Raw genomic sequence first — 21,500 nt, 5'->3', positions numbered from 1 at the left:
TTGGACCGCATCGCCCGCACCATCGCCACCGAGATCAACGCCCGACCCGATCAGGTAGGGGCCGCAGTAAAATTGCTGGACGAAGGCGCGACTGTGCCCTTTGTTGCGCGCTACCGCAAAGAAGCGACAGGCGGTTTGGACGATACCCAACTGCGCACCCTGTCAGAACGCCTGACCTATCTGCGCGAATTGGACGCCCGGCGCACAACCATCCTGAATTCGATCAAGGATCAAGGCAAGCTGACAGATGATCTTGCAAAATCCATTGCGCTGGCTGACACCAAAGCACAGCTGGAAGACATCTACCTTCCCTACAAACCCAAGCGGCGCACCAAGGCAATGATCGCACGCGAGAACGGGTTGGAACCTCTGGCTGACGCAATTCTTGCAGACCGGTCTGTCGATCCCGATACCCTTGCCCAATCCTACCTGTCCGAGGCTGTTCCGACCAGCAAGGATGCCCTGAACGGTGCCCGCGACATTGTCACCGAACGACTAACCGAAAACGCCACCCTGTTAGGCGAACTGCGCAGCTTCATGCAGCGCGAGGCGCTGCTGACCTCGAAGGTGATTGATGGCAAACAACAGGATGGCGCGAAATTCAGCGACTATTTCGACCATTCCGAGCTGTGGGCCAAAACGCCGTCTCATCGGGCTTTGGCGATGCTTCGCGCGTCAAAAGAGGGCATCGTGACATTGGACATCGCGCCGGACCCCGAGACCGGCGCTGCTCGGGCGGAAGCGATCGTCGCATCACATCTGCTAACCCGCACGGATTCAACTGCCGATACTTGGTTACGCAAGGTGGCCGGTTGGACCTGGAGGGTAAAGCTCTCGCTGACGATGATGGTTGACCTGATGGCCGACCTCCGCAGCCGTGCCCAGGACGAGGCGATTTCTGTTTTCTCTCGCAATCTCAAAGATTTACTTTTCTCTGCGCCAGCTGGCGCCCGCCCAACCTTGGGGCTGGACCCTGGAATACGAACAGGTGTCAAAGCAGCGGTTGTCGATGCAACTGGCAAAGTGGTTGCAACTGAAACAATTTACCCGTTCCAACCCAAGAATGACCTTCGAGGCGCACAGGCCACAATCCTGCGCCTGATCGCCCAGCACGGCATTGAGCTTGTTGCAATCGGCAACGGAACAGCCAGCCGCGAAACCGAAAAGCTGGTCGGCGACACGCTCAGAGATTTGCCCAAAACCGTCACTCCTCCCACCAAAGTCGTGGTCTCGGAAGCCGGAGCATCGGTCTATTCCGCATCCGAACTGGCCGCCCGAGAGTTCCCGGATCTGGACGTTTCCCTTCGCGGAGCAGTTTCAATCGCCCGTCGCTTGCAAGACCCTCTGGCCGAGCTGGTGAAGATCGAACCAAAATCCATTGGGGTCGGGCAATATCAGCACGATGTCGATCAATTTAAGCTTTCGCAATCACTGGCATCTGTCATCGAAGACGTTGTGAACGCCGTTGGGGTTGATCTGAATACTGCTTCTGCCCCATTGCTGTCGCATGTGTCCGGGTTAGGCCCGGGGCTGGCAGAGTCCATCGTGTTGCACCGCGACATGAATGGTGCCTTTCAATCTCGTGCAGAGCTACTGAAGGTTGCGCGCCTTGGCCCCCGCGCATTCGAACAATGCGCAGGCTTTCTGCGGATACGCGATGGGGCCGAGCCCCTTGATGCGTCCTCGGTCCACCCCGAAGCTTATTCCGTGGCCCGGCGCGTTGTTGCCGCATGTGGGCGGGACATTCGGCAAATCATGGGGAATGAAGGGGCCCTGAACGGCCTGCGCGCCGAACAGTTTGTTAACGACAGTTTTGGCCTGCCCACGGTTCAGGACATATTCTCCGAGCTTGAAAAACCCGGTCGTGATCCCCGGCCAGATTTCAAAACAGCCTCGTTCGCTGATGGCGTGGAAGAGATCAGCGATTTGAAACCTGGAATGACCCTGGAGGGCACAGTTACCAATGTCGCGGCATTCGGCGCTTTTGTTGATATCGGTGTTCATCAGGACGGGTTGGTGCATATCAGCCAACTAGCAGATCGGTTTGTCAAAGATCCCCATGATGTCGTCAAAACCGGCCAGGTAGTTAAGGTACGGGTCGTCGAGGTGGATGCGCCGCGAAAACGCATCGGTCTGACGATGCGCAAGGATGGTGGCATTGAAACCCGGCAAAAGCGCTTTCAAAGCAGCGACCAATCGCGGCAAAGCCATACAAAACAAAAAGAATCACAACGCGCAAAAAACGGAAATAATGCGCAGCAGGGGGCACTTGCAGATGCACTGAAATCTGCGTTCAAAAAACAATAATCTGCTAATAGGGTGTGCACCCCCCTGCCCTTACCGCGATCAGTCGAAAGCGTCTGGCTCTAGCTCTTGCCAGAATTCGAAGATTGCGGTTGCGTTCAGCCCCGAGCGCCACGCATGCGCTCGGAAATGCTCGCGGTCCAGGTCGTTGTCTAGACCGGCAAGAAACAGTCTTTTATCTGCGTCCCTCTGTGTCGGGTTTCGCCGCGAAACCAGCTCTTCTACGATCGAGAGTTTCCGCGCCCGCTCCTCCCGCTCGGCTACCCGTTCGGCATAGGCTTTGTCTTCAACCGCCACTTGGGCCTGCCTCGCCTGCGCTTCTTCCAGTGCTTCGGGGCTGGGCTTCGCTGGCTGTTCCGGTTCAGGTGGCTGATAGTCATCGCGCAATGCAGCCGACAGATAGCCCAATGTGGATTTCACTCCGCCCTTTTGCCTTACGTAATCAAGTTTCTGCGCGACGTAGTCTTCACCATGTTCGGAAATCCACTGTCGGGCCAAACGATCCGAGACCCCTTGATCACGTAGCTTCGTGTACACCTGCATATTCCGAGCACCGTCGCTGTCATCAATTTCGAACATCGCTTTTTGCGGGTTTCCCTTAATCCGAAAGCGAATATTGGTGACCGTCCGGCCTTTCTTTTGGAACTCGGGTTCGATCAGAATGTCCGAGCTTTTGTTCACCTCGGCAACCGCCGGCTTGATGATCTTGGCGTTGAGATGTTTGAAGCTGGTATAATAGTCGCTGCCATCTACACCCATGAGCTTTCGAAACACGTCCAAGGCCCACCAACCGGTCGAGCCGATGCGCACAAAGCGATAGCAGTTTTCATACAGTGCCAATCCGTGGCCCGAACTAAAGTTGCGCTGAATCTGAACGTTGATCAGCGCATAGATTTTGGGATCATACAGCTTCTGCGCCAGCGCCGGTGAGTAGGCATATTCACAAACACCATTCTTGAGCTTGGCAAAACTCAGCAGAGAGGAAACACCCCATTCCTGACGCCCCTGCTCATCCAACATGTCCCATTCAGCGACAGTCTCGGCCAGGGCGCGCAGGCTTGTACGCAAGGTATCAAAATCGTTCGAGTTATAGCCGACCATCATCGCCAGAGTTCGTGCATCGATGGTATGGGTCTGTGCAGATGTCAGCGCATCATAGGCATTGAGAAGCAGGACATTCGACAGCTTTCGCTGAAGCAATGTCAACTTACCGCTGATGTGAATCGCGGCGACGTTCTTTTTCACCGTTTCCCTTCGCAAGGCTCCGGATAGGTGATCCATGTCTATTTGTGTTTCCGGCATGATTCTGCCCGACTGCTCTTTTTTGTATTTCTGCCATGAAAGGTACCTATCAATCAACTTCTATTAGGTGCCCAAATACAGGATCAGGCTCATCCCGAAAACGGGTACCCTAAACAGATATACCTAAACTTATCCCCAGACCTATCATCGCGAGCCCGTCATAAGAACGACTCAGACAGGATCGAACGTACTGGAAACGGCTTTGTAAGTGTCTAATAGCGTCGAAGATCCACGTCCCTGCGAATCGGTGCCCTTGTTCCTGTCGAATGGTTCCTTTGGTCCCGTATCTGGGCACCTTTGATCCCGGAATCGGATACCCCAGGAACTGTAAATGGGTCCCTAATGTGATCTAACCTATTGTTATAATTATCATATTCTTAATCTAAATCTCTTAAAGACTCTATAAATAATAAACTCTTTGTTGGCGTGCTCTCTCATTTTTCTAGAGTTTCGTGGCGAAACCCAGCCTTGCGCGCAAAAACTGTGGAAAACTTCCGATAGCAGGATAGCTTTAGAAGATAATGTTCGCTACATTCCTAAATATACGCCGCTAAGGCGAACATCTTCTGAGGCATCGACAGTGAACAAATCAAACCAACCTCCGCTACCGCCATATCTGAATCTTGATCCCGCAACAGCGGCCGGGAAGTTACCTGATCCTATAGGCACCTCTCGATTCGCGAAAGCAGCGGCATTCTGCGCCAAAGGCCGTGAGGATCTTGCCCGCCGAGGTTATGCCCCTGATGGGGAAAAGCGGCTACGTAGGTTTTCAATCTGGGAAATAACTAAGTACCTAATTCCGGTTGCACCTGCGCATCTCCGCCGTGTCCTCAAAGCAAATCCTGATCTTCCTCAAGGCGAAGGAGAAGCTGGTTCAAAATGGTTCACTTTGGAAGAGGTCCTGACCTTGCGCCAGCATTTTGCGGCTGAAGGCGTCAGCACGAAGGAGTATCTTCCCTACCGGCCTGAAGGGCTTCCGGCAAAGGTTGTTTCCGTTGCAAATTTCAAAGGCGGTGTTGGAAAAACCTCGACCGCCGCCCATCTGGCCATGTCCGCCGCCTTGGACGGGTACAAAGTTCTGGTAATCGACCTCGACAGCCAAGGATCCATGACGTCGATCCTTGGCGGGTCCGTTGCAGATGAATGGCAAACTGTGTTCCCCTTGATCGCAAAGGACTATGCTAGGGCGGTACACGAGGAAAACCGCGTGCGCAATGCGGCAGGTCAACCTGAAATTCCATTGGATGAGACCTTGCAAGAAGCGCTTAAAACGACCCCTGGCGATGTAATTCAGAACACCCATTGGCCAAATATTGATCTGATAGGCGCGCAGTTGAACCTTTACTGGGCCGAGTTCCAGATCCCAGTGTGGAGGATGGGGCTGAGAAGTTGGCCTTTGTGGGACGGCCTGACCAATTTCCTCGAGGATGAAGGTATCCTCAACGATTATGACATCGTCTTTCTCGATACGCCTCCTGCACTTGGGTACCTTACGATCAATGCACTGGCTGCTGCAGATATCCTTCTGGTTCCGCTTGGAGCTTCGTTTCTGGAGTTTGATTCAACGGGTCGGTTCTTTGACATGCTCTATACGACCTTCGCCAGTATCGAGGATGGTGAAAACACGGCACAACGCGCAGCTGGCTTGCCTGAGCTCAAGTTCGAATGGGATGTTGTACGCGCAATCATCACCCGGTTTGATGCCAGTCAGCAAACAGACATGGCGAACGTAATTCAGGCCTATTTCGGGGATTTCATGAATGCCTACCGGCAGGACTATACTGCTTTGGTCGGGCAGGCTGGTGAGCAGGTGAATGGGATCTACGAAGCCGACTACCGTGATTTTAACCGGGACACATATGTTCGGGGTCGGGAAACATTTGACCGGACTTACGCAGAATTCAAAGAGGTTCTGATCGGTTGCTGGTGGCGCGACGCTCAGATGGGAGGAGAAGCAGATGGCTAAACGCAGAAGACTGACCGCACCGGATACAACAGAGCTCGAACAGCTTGAAGCGGGTTTCGCCGCGAAACCGTCGATCAGCCCGTTTGAAGCAAGCTCGTCAGCACCTCCAATAGCTCAGGTTGCGGCGGAGGCCGCCACTTTGGGTGGCATGGCGTCCGTGACAGACAGGGTCGCTTTGGCCCAGGACCAAGGTGATGCAGCTCGATGGCGCGATGCACAAACCGCCGGTTTGATTGCGGAAAAAATACCGCTGGATCAGATTGATCCGGATTTTATCCGCCGTGACCGGATGGTTGAAGACGAAGAAGCCATGGCGGAACTGTTGGAATCGTTGCGCGTTCACGGCTTGAGAACGCCAATCGAGGTGAGCCGGGTCGGTGACAGTTTTGGCCTGATCTCGGGCTATCGGCGCCTGGAGGCCTTCAAGCGGCTGTCCCAAAGTGATGCTCGGTTCACCAAGATTCCTGCATTTGTTCGTGAGGCTGGAACAGGGCAGGGCGCTTACGTCTCGATGGTGGAAGAGAATGAGTTGCGCTCAAACCTCAGCCCTTATGAACGCGGGCGCGTCGCGGTTCTGGCGGCAGGGCAGGGGGTTTTTGCTTCAACCGAGGCCGCTGTCGATGTGCTTTTTGCCGCAGCGTCCAAAGCCAAACGGTCCAAGGTCCGTAGCTTTGCTATGGTGCATGAAGCGTTGGGGGATTTGCTGCAGCATCCCGTGTCGTTGTCAGAAAAGGCCGGGCTCAAGCTTGCATCGGCATTGCGGGACGGGGCACAAACCAGATTGCGTCAGGCATTGGCTGGCGCCGGCCCGTTGGATTGCAAATCCGAATGGGGTCTGCTTGAAGCTGCGATCAAGGGCGTGCCGGACGCGGAAAAAGCTAAATCGCGCGGCGGGCGCCCGCAGCAGGTGCAACGATTGACACCGGTTGTCCTTCCCACAGGCGGCACAATTCAGGCCGAGGTGACATCTGGGGAACTCCGCCTCAGGATACGCGGGCGGGAAATTTCAGTTGATGAGGCTCAAAAACTGATCGACCAGATTGGCAACCATCTGGGCTAGCCCTTTGACGAGACCGGGATAGATCGATCTCGTCGCCAAACAAATCAAAGAGCTGACTGGATTGGTTCGCAGAGGCGAGTTCTACTACTGTCAAGGTAATGATCAAAATGTGGAATAAATGATCATTGTGAATTCAAGATCCTTTGGAGGTGCTCGCTAGGGATGTGTCGCAAACTTTTGCAACGACCATAGGCAGTCGGCTCTGTGGTTCCGTTGCAAACTTTCGGCCATTGACGCTTTCAGATTTAGCGAGTGAATGACTCGTCGGTCGTACCTGCTGGAAAACTGACGCCACTCAAGTCCAAAAAACTGGGGGTCGCTTGGCAATGCCAGCGCGGCTCTGTTGCAAACTTTTGAGCATGGTGAGCTGATTGAGCGATCGCATCGGTGTTAACCGGCTAGTTCGGCGAATTGTTTGAATGGACAGACTCCTGGCGTGAGTTGACCTTTCCTGATCATGTGCGCAGTTTCGATTCCAGCTAGAGTTGCTGATGCTGAATTGAAGGATTTGAAACCTAGCATCGGACGGGTTCGCCTTTTGATGAACCTGTGATCTTGTTCTACGATGTTATTGAGGTATTTTCGTCTGACCATCTCGATGGGAATGGGACATCCAAAGCCTTTGAGCATTTTGTTGATGGCCTTCAGGCCCGCAGTATTGGCGCCGCTTTTGTCGATGACAATCTTCCGTGGTAACCCATTAACTTCCAGCATCCGGGCAAAGAATTTAGTGGCAGCTGGCTTGTTGCGCCGCTCAGATAACATGAAATCAAGTGTCTTTCCGTGTTTGTCGACGGCGCGGTATAGATAGACCCACGCGCCCTTAACCCTGATGTATGTCTCGTCCATTCTCCAGGAGCAGTCGCATGGTACTTTGCGTCTACGCGCTGCTTCGGCAATGGCGCCAGAATATCGCGTTACCCATCGGTTCAGCGTGGTGTGATCCACGAAAACACCTCGCTCTCCCATGATTTCTTCTAAGTCGCGATAGGAGACGCCGTATCGAACGTAGAAGAAGACCGCGAACAGGATCACATCCTTCGGATATTGCGTGCCTTTGAAGGAGATCATGAGCTGGCTTTCGACTGATTATTGCTGCTGATCACTCGCGCGCTAACCCAACAATCGTCAATGTCAAAAGTTTGCAACAGAGCCCAACGGCCATTCCCGGTTTATAAAGGGCCGAGCCGATCCCGAACCCGTCCGCCCCGGCCTTGAGCCAATCGGCAAAGTTTTCGGGGCCTGCCCCACCGACGGCAAAGACCAGCGCGTCTTTGGGTAGGATCGGGCGTATGGCGGCCAGGCCCGAGGGCCCCGCCATCACGCCCGGAAACAGTTTGAGCCCGGTTGCCCCTGCCCTGAGCGCGCCAAAGGCCTCGGTCGGGGTATAGACGCCTGGCCAGCTTTGTATGCCCAGTTTGATCGTCTGCTGTATCACCTCAGCGTCGAAATTTGGCGAGACGATCAGCTTGCCGCCGACCCCGGCCACCGCATCAACCTGTTCGATGGTCAGGACGGTTCCGGCGCCGATCAATGCGCGATCGCCGAAACGTTCCGCCAGAATGCCGATGCTGGTCAACGGATCGGGTGAGTTCAGGGGCACCTCGATCCGGTCTATGCCCGCGTCGATCAGGGCCTGCCCGACTTCGGCGGCCTCGGTGGGTTGCAGACCGCGCAGAATTGCAATGATAGGACGGCTCATGCGGTTTGCCTCGTCAGATTTCGGGCCTGCAAAAGACCTGCCAATGTAGATTGCGTGCTGTCGGCTATTTCAACAAATGTACCCTGCTGTTTCAGCGCGATGGCATAGATTTCCGAGAAGCTTTGGTCCCCGATAATGGCAATCTGCTGGCCCAACCAATAGGGACGGGACGCGGCCAGTTCCGCTCCGATCAGATATCCCGACAGACGCGCACGTGCGACACCGGAGTCCTGGCCCTGCAGCAGATCAGTGGCCCGCAGGCCGAAAAGGCGCGCGGCAAGTTGTTCCGGTCGGGACAGGGTATCCGCCACAGCCTCGGCAAAAGCAGCGTCGTCCCAGCCTTCGCTGACCGTATGTTTCAGGACGGATTGATTGCTGAGCAATCCGAAGATTTCGCCTGTCATGAATGTGCGGAAGCTGACGACTTCATCCGCGCTGACCTGTACCCATTTGGTATGCGTTCCGGGCAGGCAAATGATGCCGTCCCAGTTTGGCCGGTGGGCCAGAAAACCGGCGATCTGTGTCTCTTCTCCGCGCATGACATCGGGGGGGCTTGTTTGCTTTAGCCCGGGTACGACAAAGGCGCGGATACGGGGATCTGTTGCCGGAACGCGGACAGGTGCATCGGGAACAGGAACCGAAGGTACAGCGGAATATGGTGCCTCGACCCAGCCTTGACGCGCACCCACCATACCGCAGGCGACCACATCCATGACCGTATCGCCAAGCCAGCCCTCAATCAGGTCCAGCAGTGCTTTTTGAAACCCATCCCGGGGAATTTGGTCCATGCCGCTTGCGGACTGAGCCTGGTCCAGAATGGTGTCACCCTGCATTGCCCATGCCCGCAGATGAGTTGTTCCCCAATCAACAGCGATCCATTCGATTGTCATGTTCTCATCCTGTTACTACAACACCGCCATCAACGGCCATGCATTGCCCGGTCATGGCGCGACTGGCTTCCGACGCAAGAAACAGGGTCGGTGCGATCATATCCTCGGGCGTCAGGTGGTCCTTTAGGCATTGGCGTTCCAGATGTGCGGACAGATCTTCTGGCGTGGCCCACATGTCCAGCTGTTTCTGTGTCAGAACCCATCCGGGGGCCAGCGCATTAACGCGGATTTTCTGCGGGCCAAGCTCGCGCGCCAACGACCGGGTCATCCCGGTGATCCCGGCATTTGATGTCGTATAGATCGGATAACCGGAATTACCCATCATATAGCTGATCGAGCTGAAATTGATGATTGATCCGCCCTTGTCCTGCATTTGACGTGCGGCTTCTTGGCAGGCAAAGAAATACGCCTTCAGATTCACCTCGATCATCCAGTCCCAGAATTTGGGCGTGGTTTCGTCAAGCGAATGGCGCTTGTCGTTGGCGGCATTGTTGATCAGCACACCAAGGGGGCCATGGGCCTCGGCGGCTTTGGCCATTGAGGCGCGCAGCAGGTCGGTATCTGTCATGTCGCCTTGCAGAAACAGCGGCCCGCGCCCGTGCTTGGCGCGCATCTCATCAACAAAGGCACTGGCGTCGGAGCGCCCGATAAAGGCGACCTGCGCACCCTGCGCCAGAAATCCGTCCGTTAAAGCGGCCCCGACACCAGAACCACCTCCGGTGATAAAGACGGATGCACCGTTCAGGTCGTGGAAAGTGGCGGGTTGGTCCATCAGTGGCTCTCTCTGGTCACAAGGCGGGTGTCTTTGCCGACAAGAAAATCCAGGTCCGCACCCTGATCGGCCTGCAGGACGTGGTCTATGTAAAGCTTGGCATAGCCGCGGGTGTAATGCGGAGCATCCGGTTGCCATGCGGCGCGTCGGGCGTCCAGTTCAACTTGGTCAACCAGCAACTCGAGCGCGCCCTTGCTAGCGGATACACGGATACGGTCACCGGTCTTGACCAGCGCCAGCGTGCCGCCCGCCTGGGCTTCGGGGCTGACATGCAGGATGACAGTGCCAAATGCCGTGCCGGACATCCGTGCGTCCGAGATACGGATCATGTCGCGCACACCGTCCTTCACCAGCTTGGCCGGGATCGGCATATTGCCAACCTCGGGCATGCCGGGATAACCCTTGGGTCCACAGCCTTTCAGCACCAATATAGTCTCGGGCGTCACCGGCAGGTCATCCCTGTCGATATTGGCCTTCATATCTTCGATGCTTTCGAAGACATGGGCCACAGCCTCGGTCTCCAACAGTGCGTCCGTGGCCGCCGAAGGTTTAACAATGGCCCCGTTCGGCGCCAGATTGCCGCGCAGCACACGCAGGCCTGCGGCAGGTTTCACTGGGTCGTTGAAGGAACGGATCACATCGCGGTTGAAACATTCTGCACCTTCGTAATGGGCCGAAATATCCTTGTTCAGAACCGTTTTGGCAGGTCGTAGGAAGGGTTTGAGTTCGTTTAAAACCACAGGCACGCCACCTGCATAGCAGAAATCCTCCATCAGGTATTGGCCCGAGGGCATACAGTTCACAAGCAGCGGGATATCCGACCCGATCTCAAAATCCTTCAGTGTCAGGTCGATGCCTACACGACCGGCCAAAGCCAGCAGATGCACCACGGCGTTGGTAGAGCCGCCCACGGCAGCATTGGCCAGAATGGCGTTTTCAAAGGCTTCTTTGGTCAGAATGTCCGAGGGTTTGAGGTCTTCATCCACCATCTCGACGATCCGTTTGCCAGTCAGATGCGCCAGCGCCATTCGGCGAGCATCTACGGCGGGCAGCGCGGCGTTGGTGGGCAGGCTCATGCCCATTGCTTCGACCAGGGATGCCATGGTCGACGCGGTGCCCATGGTCATGCAGACACCGGCGCTGCGCGACATGCCGGATTCAGCATTCATGAAATCCTGCAGGGTCATTTCCCCGGCGCGCACGGCTTCGGAAAACTTCCATACATCCGTGCCCGAGCCGATGTCCTGCCCGCGATACTTACCGTTCAGCATCGGGCCGGAACTGACAACGATGGCGGGCAGATCGACCGAGGCGGCTCCCATAAGTTGCCCCGGCGTAGTTTTGTCACAGCCACCCAGCAGAACCACGCCGTCAATCCCATAGGCGCGGATGGATTCTTCGACATCCATGGCCAGTAGGTTGCGAAACAGCATGGCGGTGGGCTTCATCTGGGTTTCACCCAGCGACATGACCGGGAATTCGACCGGGAAGCCGCCGGCCTCCCACACGCCGCGTTTGACGCCTTCGGCCAGATCGCGCAGGCCGGAATTGCACGGCGTCAGTTCGGACCATGTATTGCAGATGCCGATAATGGGACGCCCGTCAAAGGCATGGTCGGGAAAGCCCTGGTTCTTCATCCAGGATCGGTGGATGAAACCATCCTTGTCCAGCTTGCCATACCAATGCTGCGAGCGGCGTTTTTTTGTCATTATTGTCAGCCTTGTAATCTTAGGGTCATGCCGCTTTGGCCGGTTTGCACCAATCCGGCAACCAATCCGCATGCGCGATCAAAAGATCGCTGACCAGATTGCGGATCTGTCGCAGGTCGAGCTCGGCGGCTGTGTGTGGGTCCATCATGGCGGCGTGGTATATGTATTCGGGGTTCTGGTCGGTCAGCGCCCGCACGGTCAGTTCCTGCACGTTGATCTGGGTGCGCATAAGCGCAATCAGCTGCGGTGGGAGGTCGGTCACGACCGAGGGTTGCACCCCGTTGCTGTCCACCAGGCATGGCGTTTCCACAGCAGCCCCCAAGGGCAGTTGCGGGATTTGGCCGGTATTGGGCAGGTTGCCATAGGCGGTGTAGGGCGTATTGGTCACGATGGCGTTCATCAGATCCGCCGCGAATTCGTGGCTGCGACATACCTCTACCGCCCGCCCGTCGGTCAGGGTCTTGGCCTGTTCCTTCCAGTCCTCGACCTGCTCGACGCAGCGGGTGGGGTATTCATCCAGCGGGATCGAGAACTGCTCGATCAGATCGTCGCGCCCGTCCTTGATGAACCAGGGCACATATTCGGCCAGATGCTCCGAGCTTTCGGTGCAGAAATATCCCAAGTGCTCCATTACTTCGTACCGGACCTTGTTGGGGCAACGTGGCATCAAAAGGGGCGGTTTCGGCAGTTGTCCACCGGCATATCCCTGCCGGAGCGCAGGATAGAGATCGCGGCCCTGATGCTCGAGCTTGAGGAAGAAAGCCACATGGTTGACGCCTGCGACCTTATAGCGAAACTCGTGCTTGGGCAGGTCCAGATCATGGGCCAGTTCCTCGACCGTATTTTGCACCGAATGGCACAGGCCGACATGTTTCAATGTCGGAAACCGTTCGCCCAAAGCCCAGGTGTTGATCGCCATCGGGTTCACATATTGCAACAGCGTCGCGTTGGGGCAGAGCTGCATCATGTCCTGGGCCACGTCCCACAGGACCGGAACGGTGCGTAACCCGCGCATGATCCCTCCTACGCCCAGCGTATCGGCGATGGTCTGACGCAGGCCATATTGCTTGGGGATATCGAAGTCAGTCACTGTGCAGGGGTCATACCCTCCGATCTGAAAGGCGGTAATCACGAAATCCGCCCCCTCCAATGCGGCGCGCCGATCGGTATGGGTGGTTATGGTAGCCCCCGTGCCGACCGAGCGCACCATGGCGCGGGCCACGGATTCGCTCTCAGCCAGGCGCTGTGTGTCGATATCCATCAAGGCAAAATGGCTGTCGGCCAGGGCGGGGGTCAAAAGGGCATCGCCCACGATATTGCGCATGAAGATCGTGGAACCGGCCCCGATAAAAGTGATTTTGGTCATCAGGCAAACCTTTAGCTTGATGTTATTTCACGGCACCGAGTGTCAGGCCCGCGATAAAATGTTTCTGCATCAGGAAGAACATGGCAACCGGCGGCAGCGCCGCGACAATGGAACCGGCACTCATCAGCTGATAGGCGGCGCGGAACTGCGCGTTAAAGCTGGTGATCCCTGCGGTTACAGGCTGGCTCTCAGCACCTTGCGTCAGCACTACAGCCCAGAAATAGTCGTTCCATATGAAGGTAAAGATCAGCACACTGAGCGCCGCAATGGCGGGCTTCATCAGCGGCAGCACCACGTACCAGAAGATACGCCATTCACTGATCCCTTCGACCCGCGCTGCCTCGATCAGTTCAAAGGGCAGGGCGCGGATGAAATTCCGCATGAACAGGGTGCAAAACCCGGTCTGGAACGCGATGTGGAACAAGACCAGCCCGGTCTTGGTGTTGTACAGGCCCAGGTCCAGCGTCAGGTCGCGCACGGGCACCATGAGGATTTGGAAAGGCACGAAATTGCCCGCTACGAACAGGAAGAAGATCCAAAGGTTCGATTTGAATTTGTAGATGCCGAGTGCAAACCCCGTCATGCTGCTGAGCGCGACGCACCCGATGACCGTGGGAACGGTGATCAGGAAGGAATTCATCAGATAGCGCGGCATATCCGAATTGAAAAACACCTGCCCATAGTTGAATGCGCCCTCAAAGCTGGACGGCATCCCCCAGTAGTTGGCATTGGTGAAATCCGCGGCGGGTTTGACCGAGAACAGGGCGACGGCCAGCAACGGCCCGAGCCACAAAAGCAAGGCCAGCGGCAGCAACGCCTGATAGGTGATCTGCGCTGCACGAGGTTGTTTTTCGATTGGCTTGGGAAACATCTCAGTGCCCCCTTTCTTCGCGGTACATCGACCACAGGAAATAACCGATGAAACACAGCATGATCAGGAACAGGATCACCGCGATAGCTGCGCCATATCCCATGCGGAATCCGTATTCGGACAAGGCGACCTCGAACATGTAATAGGCCAGCACGCGCGATGATCCGAACGGACCGCCCTGTGTCATGATTGAGATCAGGTCAAAGCTGCGAAGCGCGCCAATGATGGTGACGACAAAGGCAATGAAGGTGGCAGGGCGCAATTGCGGCAGGATGATATGCCACAACATCCGCCAGCTCTTGGCACCGTCCAGCCGCCCGGCTTCGATCTGTTCGGGGTCCACGGCGTTGAGGCCGGTCAGGTACAGGATCATGCAATAGGCGGTTTGTGGCCAGAGGCCAGCAAAGATGATGCCATAGGTGACGAAACGCTCGTCACCCAGCACGTTCACCGGGCCCATGCCAAAGAATCCGAGGAATTCGTTCAGCAGGCCGAATGTGGGATCGTAGAACCATGTGAACACAAGGCCAACGACCACCTGAGAAATCACAAAGGGGAAGAAAAACAGGGATTTATACAGGCGAATGCCCCAGACCGTCTGGTTCAGGAACAGCGCGATGAACAAACCCGCCGGAATCGCCGCCAGATAGAGCAGCAACCAGATCAGGTTGTTTTTGAGCGAGATATAAAAGGCGTCCCGGTCCGACCATTCCCAATACAGGTCTTCATAATTGCGAAAGCCGACATATTCGGCAGCCCCCAGGCCGTCCCATTCGTAAAGCGACAGGTTGAAGGACTGAAAGACCGGAATGATCACATAGACCATAAAGAACAACAGGCCTGGGGCCAAAAACAACCAGGGCGCGATGCGCTGTTGGTTTCGGTGGAACCAGCTTTCTTGTTCGTGGGTATCGACGGCGGTCATGGGCGTCCCCGGTTCTGGTAGGCGGAGTAAGGCGGGTTGATACCCGCCTTACGCAGGTCATGGCTCAGGATTGGCTTTGCCAATCCTGACCGGTTCAGTTGTCGTAGATGCGCTGACGCGCCCGTTCAAGTTTGGCCAGGATTTTGTCCGCATTGTCTGGCTTGACCATGAATTCCTGGAAGCCTTCCATCGACGCCTTGGCCATTTCTGCCGGTGCGTCGCGGTCCCAGAACTGGGCGACTCCGCCCGGGCTGTTTGACGACAGCATGGTAAAGCCCTGCTGCAGGAACTTGTCGGCATCTACCGAGGACTGAGCATTGACCGGCAACTGGCCGAGATTCGAGCCATTGTTGATCTCGGTCTGTTCATCCGCAGACACAACGAAGCGCAGGAATTCACGGGCGGCTTCTTTGTTCGCCGCGTTTGACGGGATGTGGAACGTGTCGGTCGGTGCATCTTCGGCCAGTTCGACATCGGGGTTGATGGCAACAAACTGGTAGAAGTCCAGTTGGTCGTCACTCAGGCCCGCCTCACGCAGCGGCGCCACGGCGAAGTTGCCCATCAGATAAGCCGCCGCATCACCGTTGACCATGAAGGGCAGAGCTTCTTGCCAGCTATAGGTCTGGTGGTTGTCGATGAAGGCACCCATATCGATCAGCTGTTTCCAGTTGGCGAAGGTCTGCTTGACCCGGTCATCCTCCCAGCTGATTTCACCATTGGCCAGCTGGTTGTGGAAGTCATAGCCGTTGGTGCGCATGTTCAGGTAGTCGAACCAGCCACCCGCAGTCCACAGGAACTTGGTGCCGATCGTATAGCAGGCGCGACCGGAATCGACGATCTTTTGGCAATTCGCCAGCTCTTCTTCCCAGGTTGCGGGCTCGGTCAGGCCCAGCTCGTCAAAGATGTCTTTGCGATAATAAACGCCCCACTGATAGTAGGTGTAGGGCACGCCCCACTGTTTGCCGTCGATCGTCATCGCACCTTTGGTTGAGGCCAGATTGTCCGCAATCGCAGGTTCCGCCCACAGGTCCGAGACGTCTTCGAACAGGCCAGCCTCGACATAGGGTTTCATCCGATTCGCCGCGTACCACGTGGCGACATCCGGCGTATCCGCAGTCAAGAAGTTGCGGATCTGGGTTTTGTAGGCCTCGCGGTCGATCACCGTTGTCTCGATGGCCAAATCCGGATGCTGTTGCTGAAATCTGTCGATCATTGCTTCCATCGTGGCCCGGGGTGCCGGGTTCGATGTGTCCAGGAATATCCGCAATTCGCCGGTAAGCTCGGCAGAGGCGGGAACAGCAAGTGCAACGCTCATGGCCAGCGCGGCCGTGGTGCGCTTGTAGATGGAATGCATGGTTTCCTCCCTTAGCTTCCATTTTAGTTCCATATATTGGAACTTAGTTTTATATGTTGAAAACTACACATCGACTCGGTTAGTCTTGTCAAGACCCTCTTGGCTGAGGCCGCAGGTTAATCCGAGGAGACAGAGCGCCCGTGGCAGGTGATGGAACGATAGGGAAAGCATGTGACGTGCTGGATCAGGTGGCCGCGTTTCAGCGGCCAGTTCGCTTTGCGGAACTGCTCGAAAGCAGCCGCTTTCCCAAAGCAACGCTGTATCGGTTTCTGCAATCCCTTACCAATCAGGGGATGTTGTCCTATGACCCGGATAGGCAGACCTATGCACCGGGTTTGAGGCTGGTTCGGCTGGCCCATGCGGCGTGGACGCAAAGCTCACTGGCGCCGATTGCCAGGCCTTTTCTCGATACGCTCAGCGGTGAAACGGGCGAGACTGTGCATCTGGCGCAGCTCGATTCTGGTCAGGTTCTGTATGTCGATAAGCGCAATGCCGCCCAGCCGGTTGAGATGTATTCACAGGCGGGCAAGGTCGGACCGGCCTATTGTACGGGTGTGGGCAAGGCGATGATGGCCTTTCTGGATGAGGCCGAGCTGAACAAGGTGATCTCACAGCAAAGCTTTCACCGGTTTACGGAAAAGACCCTAGCTTCGGAAGCTGCGCTGCGGTCCGATCTGGAACTGATCCGCAGCCGGGGCTACGCCCTGGATGATGAAGAACACGAGACGGGGATCATTTGTGTTGCCTGCCCGATCCGAACGCCGGGCGGGCGGATGCTGGGTGCAATTTCGGTGACCGGCTCGACTGAGCGGATGAATTTCGACCAGCTCGAGGCTTGGATTCCCCGCGTGCGCCGGGTGGCCGAACAAATCGCGGCCGAAGCTCAGGCCTGGCGGTTCCCTGAAACACGCCCCGATGGCCAGAAGGACAGGATACAAGCGACATGACCGGAGTAACTCTGAACCAAACGATTAAGCGGTATGGCCAGACACAGGTGATTCACGGAATCGACCTCGAAATCGAGGATGGTGAATTCTGTGTCTTTGTCGGCCCATCGGGTTGTGGGAAGTCCACCTTGTTGCGGATGATCGCAGGGCTTGAGGAAACGACTGAGGGCCAAATTCACATCGGCGCGCGCGAGGTGACACATCAGGACCCGGCGAAACGGGGCGTGGCGATGGTGTTCCAGACCTATGCCCTGTACCCGCATATGACTGTGGCCGAGAATATGGGGTTTGGCCTGCGGATGAACGGCGTGGCAAAAGCCGAGATCGACAGGAAGGTTCAGGAAGCCTCGGGTATCCTGAAGCTGGACCAGTACCTGAAGCGCAAACCCAAGGCTCTGTCGGGTGGTCAGCGCCAACGCGTTGCCATCGGGCGTGCGATTGTGCGCGGCCCCGAGGTGTTTCTGTTCGATGAACCTCTGTCCAACCTGGACGCCGAATTGCGCGTTGAGATGCGTGTGGAAATTGCCCGGCTTCACAATGAAATTGGCGCGACCATGATCTATGTGACTCACGATCAGGTCGAGGCGATGACCATGGCCGATAAGATCGTGGTGCTGCGAGATGGTCGGATCGAACAGGTTGGTGCGCCGATGGATCTGTATCGGGATCCAGATAACAAGTTTGTAGCAGGGTTCATTGGCTCGCCTGCCATGAACTTTCTGGATTGCGACATCGTTGATGGTCAGGTGACTCATCCAGCGATCACTCAGCCTCTGCCCGTCCCAGCATCGGTTCCTTTGGGTCTGTCTCGGGTCACGCTGGGTATCCGCCCGGAACATATTCAGGTTGATCGGTCGGGCGATACCTGCACCGTTGATCTGACCGAGGCGCTTGGTGGCGTCAGCTATTCCTATTTGCTGACATCGAATGGCGACAAGCTGATCGTTGAAGAGCGCGAAGACGAGCGCAGTAAGCAGGGTACACGCATCGGTATTTCGATCCGCCCGGAACGCACCATGCTGTTTGATCCTGAAACCGGCCTGCGGTTGAGATAATCGCCGTTTAGACAGTCAAAAACACCCGCGTCAAACGAAAGGTCCAACGCGGGCTTTTTGCGTCGAATTATGTATGGATTTTGTATCCAATATCCGTTATCGCGTGAAAACGGGCGCATGACGCCTATCTGGACCCCTGTAACTAGAGGATAGCACCGTATGTCGACCAATGTATTTAGCGGTACGATGCCCGCGCTCATGACCCCTTGCTCGGCGGATCGGCAGCCGGATTTCAACGCACTTGTTCGGAAGGGCAAGCAAATGATCGACGCAGGCATGTCTGCGGTTGTCTATTGCGGATCCATGGGCGACTGGCCGCTTTTGACGGATGCGCAGCGCACGGAAGGGGTGGAACGTCTGGTGGATGCCGGGCTGCCGGTTGTGGTCGGAACCGGGGCAATCAACACCAAATCCGCCGAGGCCCACGCTGCACATGCGCAAAAGGTCGGCGCTGTCGGGTTGATGGTCATTCCCCGGGTTCTGTCCCGCGGGAGCTCATCAACTGCGCAAAAGAACCATTTCAAGGCAATCCTGTCCGCTGCGCCGGACGTGCCGGCAATTATCTACAACAGCCCATATTATGGTTTCGCTACAAAGGCTGATCTGTTCTTTGCCCTGCGCGCCGAACACCCTAACCTCATTGGGTTCAAGGAATTCGGGGGCAAGGACGATCTGCGCTATGCTGCGGAAAACATCACCAGTCAGGATGATGATGTGACGTTGATGGTGGGTGTGGACACCGAGGTTTACCACGGTTTCGTCAACTGTGGGGCAACCGGGTCGATCACCGGGATCGGAACGGCCCTCCCACGTGAGGCGTTGCTGTTGGCTGCGCTTTCTCAAAAGGCCGCGCGGGGCGATGCCGAAGCCCGGTTACGGGCGCAAGAACTGACCGAGGCCATTCAGGTGCTGTCCAGTTTTGATGAGGGTCCGGATCTTGTGCTGTATTACAAGCATCTTCTGGTGTTGAACGGGGAAGAGGAATACCGCCTGCATTTCAATGAAACTGATGCCCTGACAGATGCACAGCGGAATTATTGCGAACAGCAATACGCGTTGTTTGGGGCTTGGTTCGCCGATTGGTTGAAACAAGGTGGGGTGATCGCAGAATGCATGTGATCGACAGCCACACCGGAGGAGAACCGACCCGGGTCATCCTCGATGGCGCTCCAGATCTGGGCTCTGGCCCTCTGGCTGAACGCGCCCGGCGGCTGGACACCGAATACAGGGATTTCTATCGTTCGGTCATGCTTGAACCGCGCGGACAACCGGCCATGGTCGCGGCCTTGTTGGTGGAACCGGTTGATCCAACCTGTGTCACCGGCGTGATCTATTTTGATGTCGATGCTGTTTTGGGAATGTGCGGCCACGGAACCATTGGCCTGACCGTGACACTGGCGCATCTTGGTCGGATCGATGTTGGAATACATCGGATCGAAACGCCAGCCGGAGTTGTCACGGTCGAGCTGCACGATGCCAATACTGTCACGGTCACGAATATCGAAAGCCGCCGCGTTCACAGCGACATTTCACTTCATGTGCCCGGTTTCGGTGAGGTTGCAGGGGATGTGGCCTATGGTGGAAACTGGTTCTTTATCGTCGATCCAAGCCCGCTTTCCGTCATTCCGGCCAATATTCGGGAGCTGACCGATAGGGCCGTTGCTATCCGCAAAGCCTCGATCGCGCAGGGGGTTGGCGGCGAGCAGGGTGAACCGATTGATCATGTAATCTTTCAGGACGCATCGCCCGAGCAAGCGATTCACAGCCGCAACTTTGTTCTGTGCCCGGATGACAATTACGACCGGTCGCCCTGTGGCACCGGCAGCTCTGCTCGGCTGGCCTGTCTGGCCGCTGAGGGTCTATTGGCCCCGGGGCAGGAAATCGTCCAGCAAAGTGTCATTGGCAGCACCTATCGCCTGTCCTATCAGGCTGGGCCCAACGGCGGTGTCATCCCCTCGATCACCGGGCAGGCCTATGTCATTGCGGAATCGCGGTTGATGTTTGCCGAGGCTGATCCATTCCGTTCGGGGATTGAGGTATGACCCAGCAGATCGTCGTCATCGGAGCTGGCGTGATTGGCATGACCATTGCGCTGGAATTACAGCGCCGGGGTCATGCCGTGCTGGTTCTGGACAAGGAAGGCGTTGCGGCGCAGACATCAGCCGGAAATGCCGGGGCCTTTGCTTTTTCCGAGGTTGAGCCTCTGGCAACGCCCGGCATCATGAAAAAGGCACCAAAGTGGCTGCTGGACCCGTTGGGTCCCCTGTCTATCCCGCCTGCCTATGCAGTCCAGATTGCACCCTGGATGTACCGTTTCTGGCGGGCCAGCCAGCCCGGTCGCTATGCCGAGCTGTTGGCCGCTCAGGCCAGCCTCATGCAACTGTCCAGTGCCGCGCTTGAACGGTTGATCCCAGCGGTTGACGGCGAGGCGATGATGCAGCGCGACGGTCAGATGCAGCTGTACGAATCCGAGGCCGAATACCGTGCAAGCCTGCCCGCCTGGGAGGTGCGCCGCCAGCATGGTATCGACTTTGAACTGCTGGAAAGCCCCGAGGCGATTGCCGAAAAACAGCCGGGTCTCAGTCCTCGGTTCACTCATGCGGGATTTACGCCCAACTGGTTGAATACTGTTGATCCCAAGAAATGGGTCGAGCGCCTTGCCCAGACCTTTCAAAACCGGCAAGGCCGGATCGAGCGGCGCGATATTCAGGCGTTGGTGCCACAGCAAAGTGGCATGCGCCTTGAAACGGCGGAAGGGCCCGTGGACGCGACGAAAGTGGTCGTGGCTGCCGGCGCATGGTCGCATCATATCGCCCGAACTCTTGGTGACCGATTCCCGCTTGAAACCGAGCGTGGATACAACACGACCCTGCCCGAAGGTGCATTTGATCTGCGGATGCACCTGTCCTTCTCGCGGCATGGGTTCGTTGCCAGCCGGATCAACAATGGCGTCAGGATCGGCGGCGCGGTCGAGTTGGGCGGTCTGAACCTCGCCCCCAATTTCAAACGAGCCGACACGTTATTGCACAAAGCCGAAGAGTTTCTACCCGGCCTCAAGACCGAAGGAGGCACGCAATGGATGGGGTTCCGGCCGTCGATGCCTGACAGCATCCCGGTCATCGGTGTTTCTCCAAATGCGTCTTGCGTGTTCTATGCGTTCGGCCATGGGCATCTTGGGCTGACCCAATCCGCAGGCACGGCCGAGCTTGTTGGGGCCATGGTTGACCGTCAGGCCCCCCCGATTTCGCCAGCCCCCTTTGCTGCTGGCCGGTTCTGA

General features: G+C 56.6%; 18 protein-coding genes. 8 read left to right on the top strand and 10 right to left on the bottom strand.

Going from position 1 to position 21,500, the window contains the following annotated elements; all coding sequences use genetic code 11:
• On the top strand, window positions 1-2,307 hold the full coding sequence (locus tag AC2FFF_RS10260; protein ID WP_496751219.1) for a Tex family protein: 2,307 nt from the start codon (window positions 1-3) through the stop codon (window positions 2,305-2,307).
• A 39-nt stretch (window positions 2,308-2,346) separates the two neighbouring features.
• Here the strand turns inward: AC2FFF_RS10260 and AC2FFF_RS10255 are convergent, their stop codons facing one another.
• The gene (locus tag AC2FFF_RS10255) at window positions 2,347-3,606 is read right to left on the bottom strand and encodes a replication initiation protein (RefSeq protein ID WP_282021706.1); all 1,260 of its coding nucleotides are present in this window, start codon (window positions 3,604-3,606) and stop codon (window positions 2,347-2,349) included.
• Window positions 3,607-4,186: 580 nt separating this feature from the next.
• Between AC2FFF_RS10255 and AC2FFF_RS10250 the strand changes: the two genes are divergently transcribed.
• Together AC2FFF_RS10250 and AC2FFF_RS10245 are read left to right on the top strand one after the other, a co-directional pair.
• Entirely contained in the window at window positions 4,187-5,572 is a 1,386-nt protein-coding gene (locus AC2FFF_RS10250) for an AAA family ATPase (protein ID WP_142640311.1), read from the top strand.
• Complete coding sequence (locus AC2FFF_RS10245; protein WP_281973901.1) at window positions 5,565-6,632, top strand: ParB/RepB/Spo0J family partition protein; 1,068 nt, start codon at window positions 5,565-5,567, stop codon at window positions 6,630-6,632. Before AC2FFF_RS10250 ends, AC2FFF_RS10245 begins: the two co-directional genes overlap by 8 nt.
• A gap of 390 nt (window positions 6,633-7,022) precedes the next feature.
• Here the strand turns inward: AC2FFF_RS10245 and AC2FFF_RS10240 are convergent, their stop codons facing one another.
• The 9 genes from AC2FFF_RS10240 to AC2FFF_RS10200 all read right to left on the bottom strand — a co-directional run bounded on the left by AC2FFF_RS10240 (window position 7,023) and on the right by AC2FFF_RS10200 (window position 16,221).
• Window positions 7,023-7,703 carry an IS6 family transposase gene (locus AC2FFF_RS10240; RefSeq protein ID WP_281974000.1) on the bottom strand — a complete coding sequence of 227 codons (681 nt, stop codon included), beginning with the start codon at window positions 7,701-7,703 and terminating at the stop codon, window positions 7,023-7,025.
• Window positions 7,704-7,734: 31 nt separating this feature from the next.
• Window positions 7,735-8,334, bottom strand: coding sequence for a 2-dehydro-3-deoxy-6-phosphogalactonate aldolase (locus AC2FFF_RS10235; RefSeq protein WP_496882929.1), 600 nt, complete (start codon window positions 8,332-8,334; stop codon window positions 7,735-7,737).
• A complete protein-coding gene (locus AC2FFF_RS10230; RefSeq protein ID WP_281972964.1) occupies window positions 8,331-9,224 on the bottom strand; it encodes a 2-dehydro-3-deoxygalactonokinase in 894 nt (297 codons plus the stop codon). Before AC2FFF_RS10230 ends, AC2FFF_RS10235 begins: the two co-directional genes overlap by 4 nt.
• A gap of 4 nt (window positions 9,225-9,228) precedes the next feature.
• Window positions 9,229-9,996: an SDR family NAD(P)-dependent oxidoreductase gene (locus AC2FFF_RS10225; protein WP_142636160.1), complete on the bottom strand. Its 768-nt coding sequence runs from the start codon at window positions 9,994-9,996 to the stop codon at window positions 9,229-9,231.
• Window positions 9,996-11,705 carry an IlvD/Edd family dehydratase gene (locus AC2FFF_RS10220; protein ID WP_281972963.1) on the bottom strand — a complete coding sequence of 570 codons (1,710 nt, stop codon included), beginning with the start codon at window positions 11,703-11,705 and terminating at the stop codon, window positions 9,996-9,998. The genes AC2FFF_RS10225 and AC2FFF_RS10220 overlap by 1 nt, the downstream gene beginning before the upstream one ends.
• A gap of 25 nt (window positions 11,706-11,730) precedes the next feature.
• The gene (locus AC2FFF_RS10215) at window positions 11,731-13,071 is read right to left on the bottom strand and encodes an alpha-glucosidase/alpha-galactosidase (RefSeq protein WP_281972962.1); all 1,341 of its coding nucleotides are present in this window, start codon (window positions 13,069-13,071) and stop codon (window positions 11,731-11,733) included.
• Between the two features lie 22 nt (window positions 13,072-13,093).
• Window positions 13,094-13,942 carry a carbohydrate ABC transporter permease gene (locus tag AC2FFF_RS10210; RefSeq protein WP_142636166.1) on the bottom strand — a complete coding sequence of 283 codons (849 nt, stop codon included), beginning with the start codon at window positions 13,940-13,942 and terminating at the stop codon, window positions 13,094-13,096.
• 1 nt (window position 13,943) lies between these two features.
• Window positions 13,944-14,867: a carbohydrate ABC transporter permease gene (locus tag AC2FFF_RS10205; protein ID WP_142636168.1), complete on the bottom strand. Its 924-nt coding sequence runs from the start codon at window positions 14,865-14,867 to the stop codon at window positions 13,944-13,946.
• Window positions 14,868-14,961: 94 nt separating this feature from the next.
• Window positions 14,962-16,221 carry an ABC transporter substrate-binding protein gene (locus tag AC2FFF_RS10200; protein ID WP_142636170.1) on the bottom strand — a complete coding sequence of 420 codons (1,260 nt, stop codon included), beginning with the start codon at window positions 16,219-16,221 and terminating at the stop codon, window positions 14,962-14,964.
• A 140-nt stretch (window positions 16,222-16,361) separates the two neighbouring features.
• Here AC2FFF_RS10200 and AC2FFF_RS10195 point away from each other — a divergent pair, with 140 nt between their 5' ends.
• The 5 genes from AC2FFF_RS10195 to AC2FFF_RS10175 all read left to right on the top strand — a co-directional run bounded on the left by AC2FFF_RS10195 (window position 16,362) and on the right by AC2FFF_RS10175 (window position 21,500).
• Window positions 16,362-17,168, top strand: coding sequence for an IclR family transcriptional regulator (locus AC2FFF_RS10195; protein WP_281972961.1), 807 nt, complete (start codon window positions 16,362-16,364; stop codon window positions 17,166-17,168).
• Complete coding sequence (locus tag AC2FFF_RS10190) at window positions 17,165-18,223, top strand: ABC transporter ATP-binding protein (RefSeq protein ID WP_271948765.1); 1,059 nt, start codon at window positions 17,165-17,167, stop codon at window positions 18,221-18,223. Before AC2FFF_RS10195 ends, AC2FFF_RS10190 begins: the two co-directional genes overlap by 4 nt.
• Window positions 18,224-18,382: 159 nt before the next feature.
• Entirely contained in the window at window positions 18,383-19,342 is a 960-nt protein-coding gene (locus AC2FFF_RS10185) for a dihydrodipicolinate synthase family protein (RefSeq protein ID WP_281972960.1), read from the top strand.
• On the top strand, window positions 19,333-20,265 hold the full coding sequence (locus AC2FFF_RS10180; RefSeq protein WP_281972959.1) for a 4-hydroxyproline epimerase: 933 nt from the start codon (window positions 19,333-19,335) through the stop codon (window positions 20,263-20,265). Before AC2FFF_RS10185 ends, AC2FFF_RS10180 begins: the two co-directional genes overlap by 10 nt.
• Window positions 20,262-21,500, top strand: a complete 1,239-nt coding sequence (locus AC2FFF_RS10175; RefSeq protein ID WP_282021741.1) for an NAD(P)/FAD-dependent oxidoreductase — start codon at window positions 20,262-20,264, stop codon at window positions 21,498-21,500. Before AC2FFF_RS10180 ends, AC2FFF_RS10175 begins: the two co-directional genes overlap by 4 nt.

The sequence above is a fragment of the Ruegeria sp. YTSA226 genome (assembly GCF_059609905.1).
This window is presented reverse-complemented; position numbering and strand designations above follow the sequence as displayed.

What these genes read in the sequence shown, in the direction of transcription:
- AC2FFF_RS10255 (WP_282021706.1), bottom strand. Translation starts at nt 3,606, where the DNA reads ATGCCGGAAACACAAATAGACATGGATCACCTATCCGGAGCCTTGCGA.
- AC2FFF_RS10245 (WP_281973901.1), top strand. Translation starts at nt 5,565, where the DNA reads ATGGCTAAACGCAGAAGACTGACCGCACCGGATACAACAGAGCTCGAA.
- AC2FFF_RS10240 (WP_281974000.1), bottom strand. Translation starts at nt 7,703, where the DNA reads ATGATCTCCTTCAAAGGCACGCAATATCCGAAGGATGTGATCCTGTTC.
- AC2FFF_RS10235 (WP_496882929.1), bottom strand. Translation starts at nt 8,334, where the DNA reads ATGAGCCGTCCTATCATTGCAATTCTGCGCGGTCTGCAACCCACCGAG.
- AC2FFF_RS10230 (WP_281972964.1), bottom strand. Translation starts at nt 9,224, where the DNA reads ATGACAATCGAATGGATCGCTGTTGATTGGGGAACAACTCATCTGCGG.
- AC2FFF_RS10225 (WP_142636160.1), bottom strand. Translation starts at nt 9,996, where the DNA reads ATGGACCAACCCGCCACTTTCCACGACCTGAACGGTGCATCCGTCTTT.
- AC2FFF_RS10220 (WP_281972963.1), bottom strand. Translation starts at nt 11,705, where the DNA reads ATGACAAAAAAACGCCGCTCGCAGCATTGGTATGGCAAGCTGGACAAG.
- AC2FFF_RS10215 (WP_281972962.1), bottom strand. Translation starts at nt 13,071, where the DNA reads ATGACCAAAATCACTTTTATCGGGGCCGGTTCCACGATCTTCATGCGC.
- AC2FFF_RS10210 (WP_142636166.1), bottom strand. Translation starts at nt 13,942, where the DNA reads ATGTTTCCCAAGCCAATCGAAAAACAACCTCGTGCAGCGCAGATCACC.
- AC2FFF_RS10205 (WP_142636168.1), bottom strand. Translation starts at nt 14,867, where the DNA reads ATGACCGCCGTCGATACCCACGAACAAGAAAGCTGGTTCCACCGAAAC.
- AC2FFF_RS10200 (WP_142636170.1), bottom strand. Translation starts at nt 16,221, where the DNA reads ATGCATTCCATCTACAAGCGCACCACGGCCGCGCTGGCCATGAGCGTT.
- AC2FFF_RS10190 (WP_271948765.1), top strand. Translation starts at nt 17,165, where the DNA reads ATGACCGGAGTAACTCTGAACCAAACGATTAAGCGGTATGGCCAGACA.
- AC2FFF_RS10185 (WP_281972960.1), top strand. Translation starts at nt 18,383, where the DNA reads ATGTCGACCAATGTATTTAGCGGTACGATGCCCGCGCTCATGACCCCT.
- AC2FFF_RS10180 (WP_281972959.1), top strand. Translation starts at nt 19,333, where the DNA reads ATGCATGTGATCGACAGCCACACCGGAGGAGAACCGACCCGGGTCATC.
- AC2FFF_RS10175 (WP_282021741.1), top strand. Translation starts at nt 20,262, where the DNA reads ATGACCCAGCAGATCGTCGTCATCGGAGCTGGCGTGATTGGCATGACC.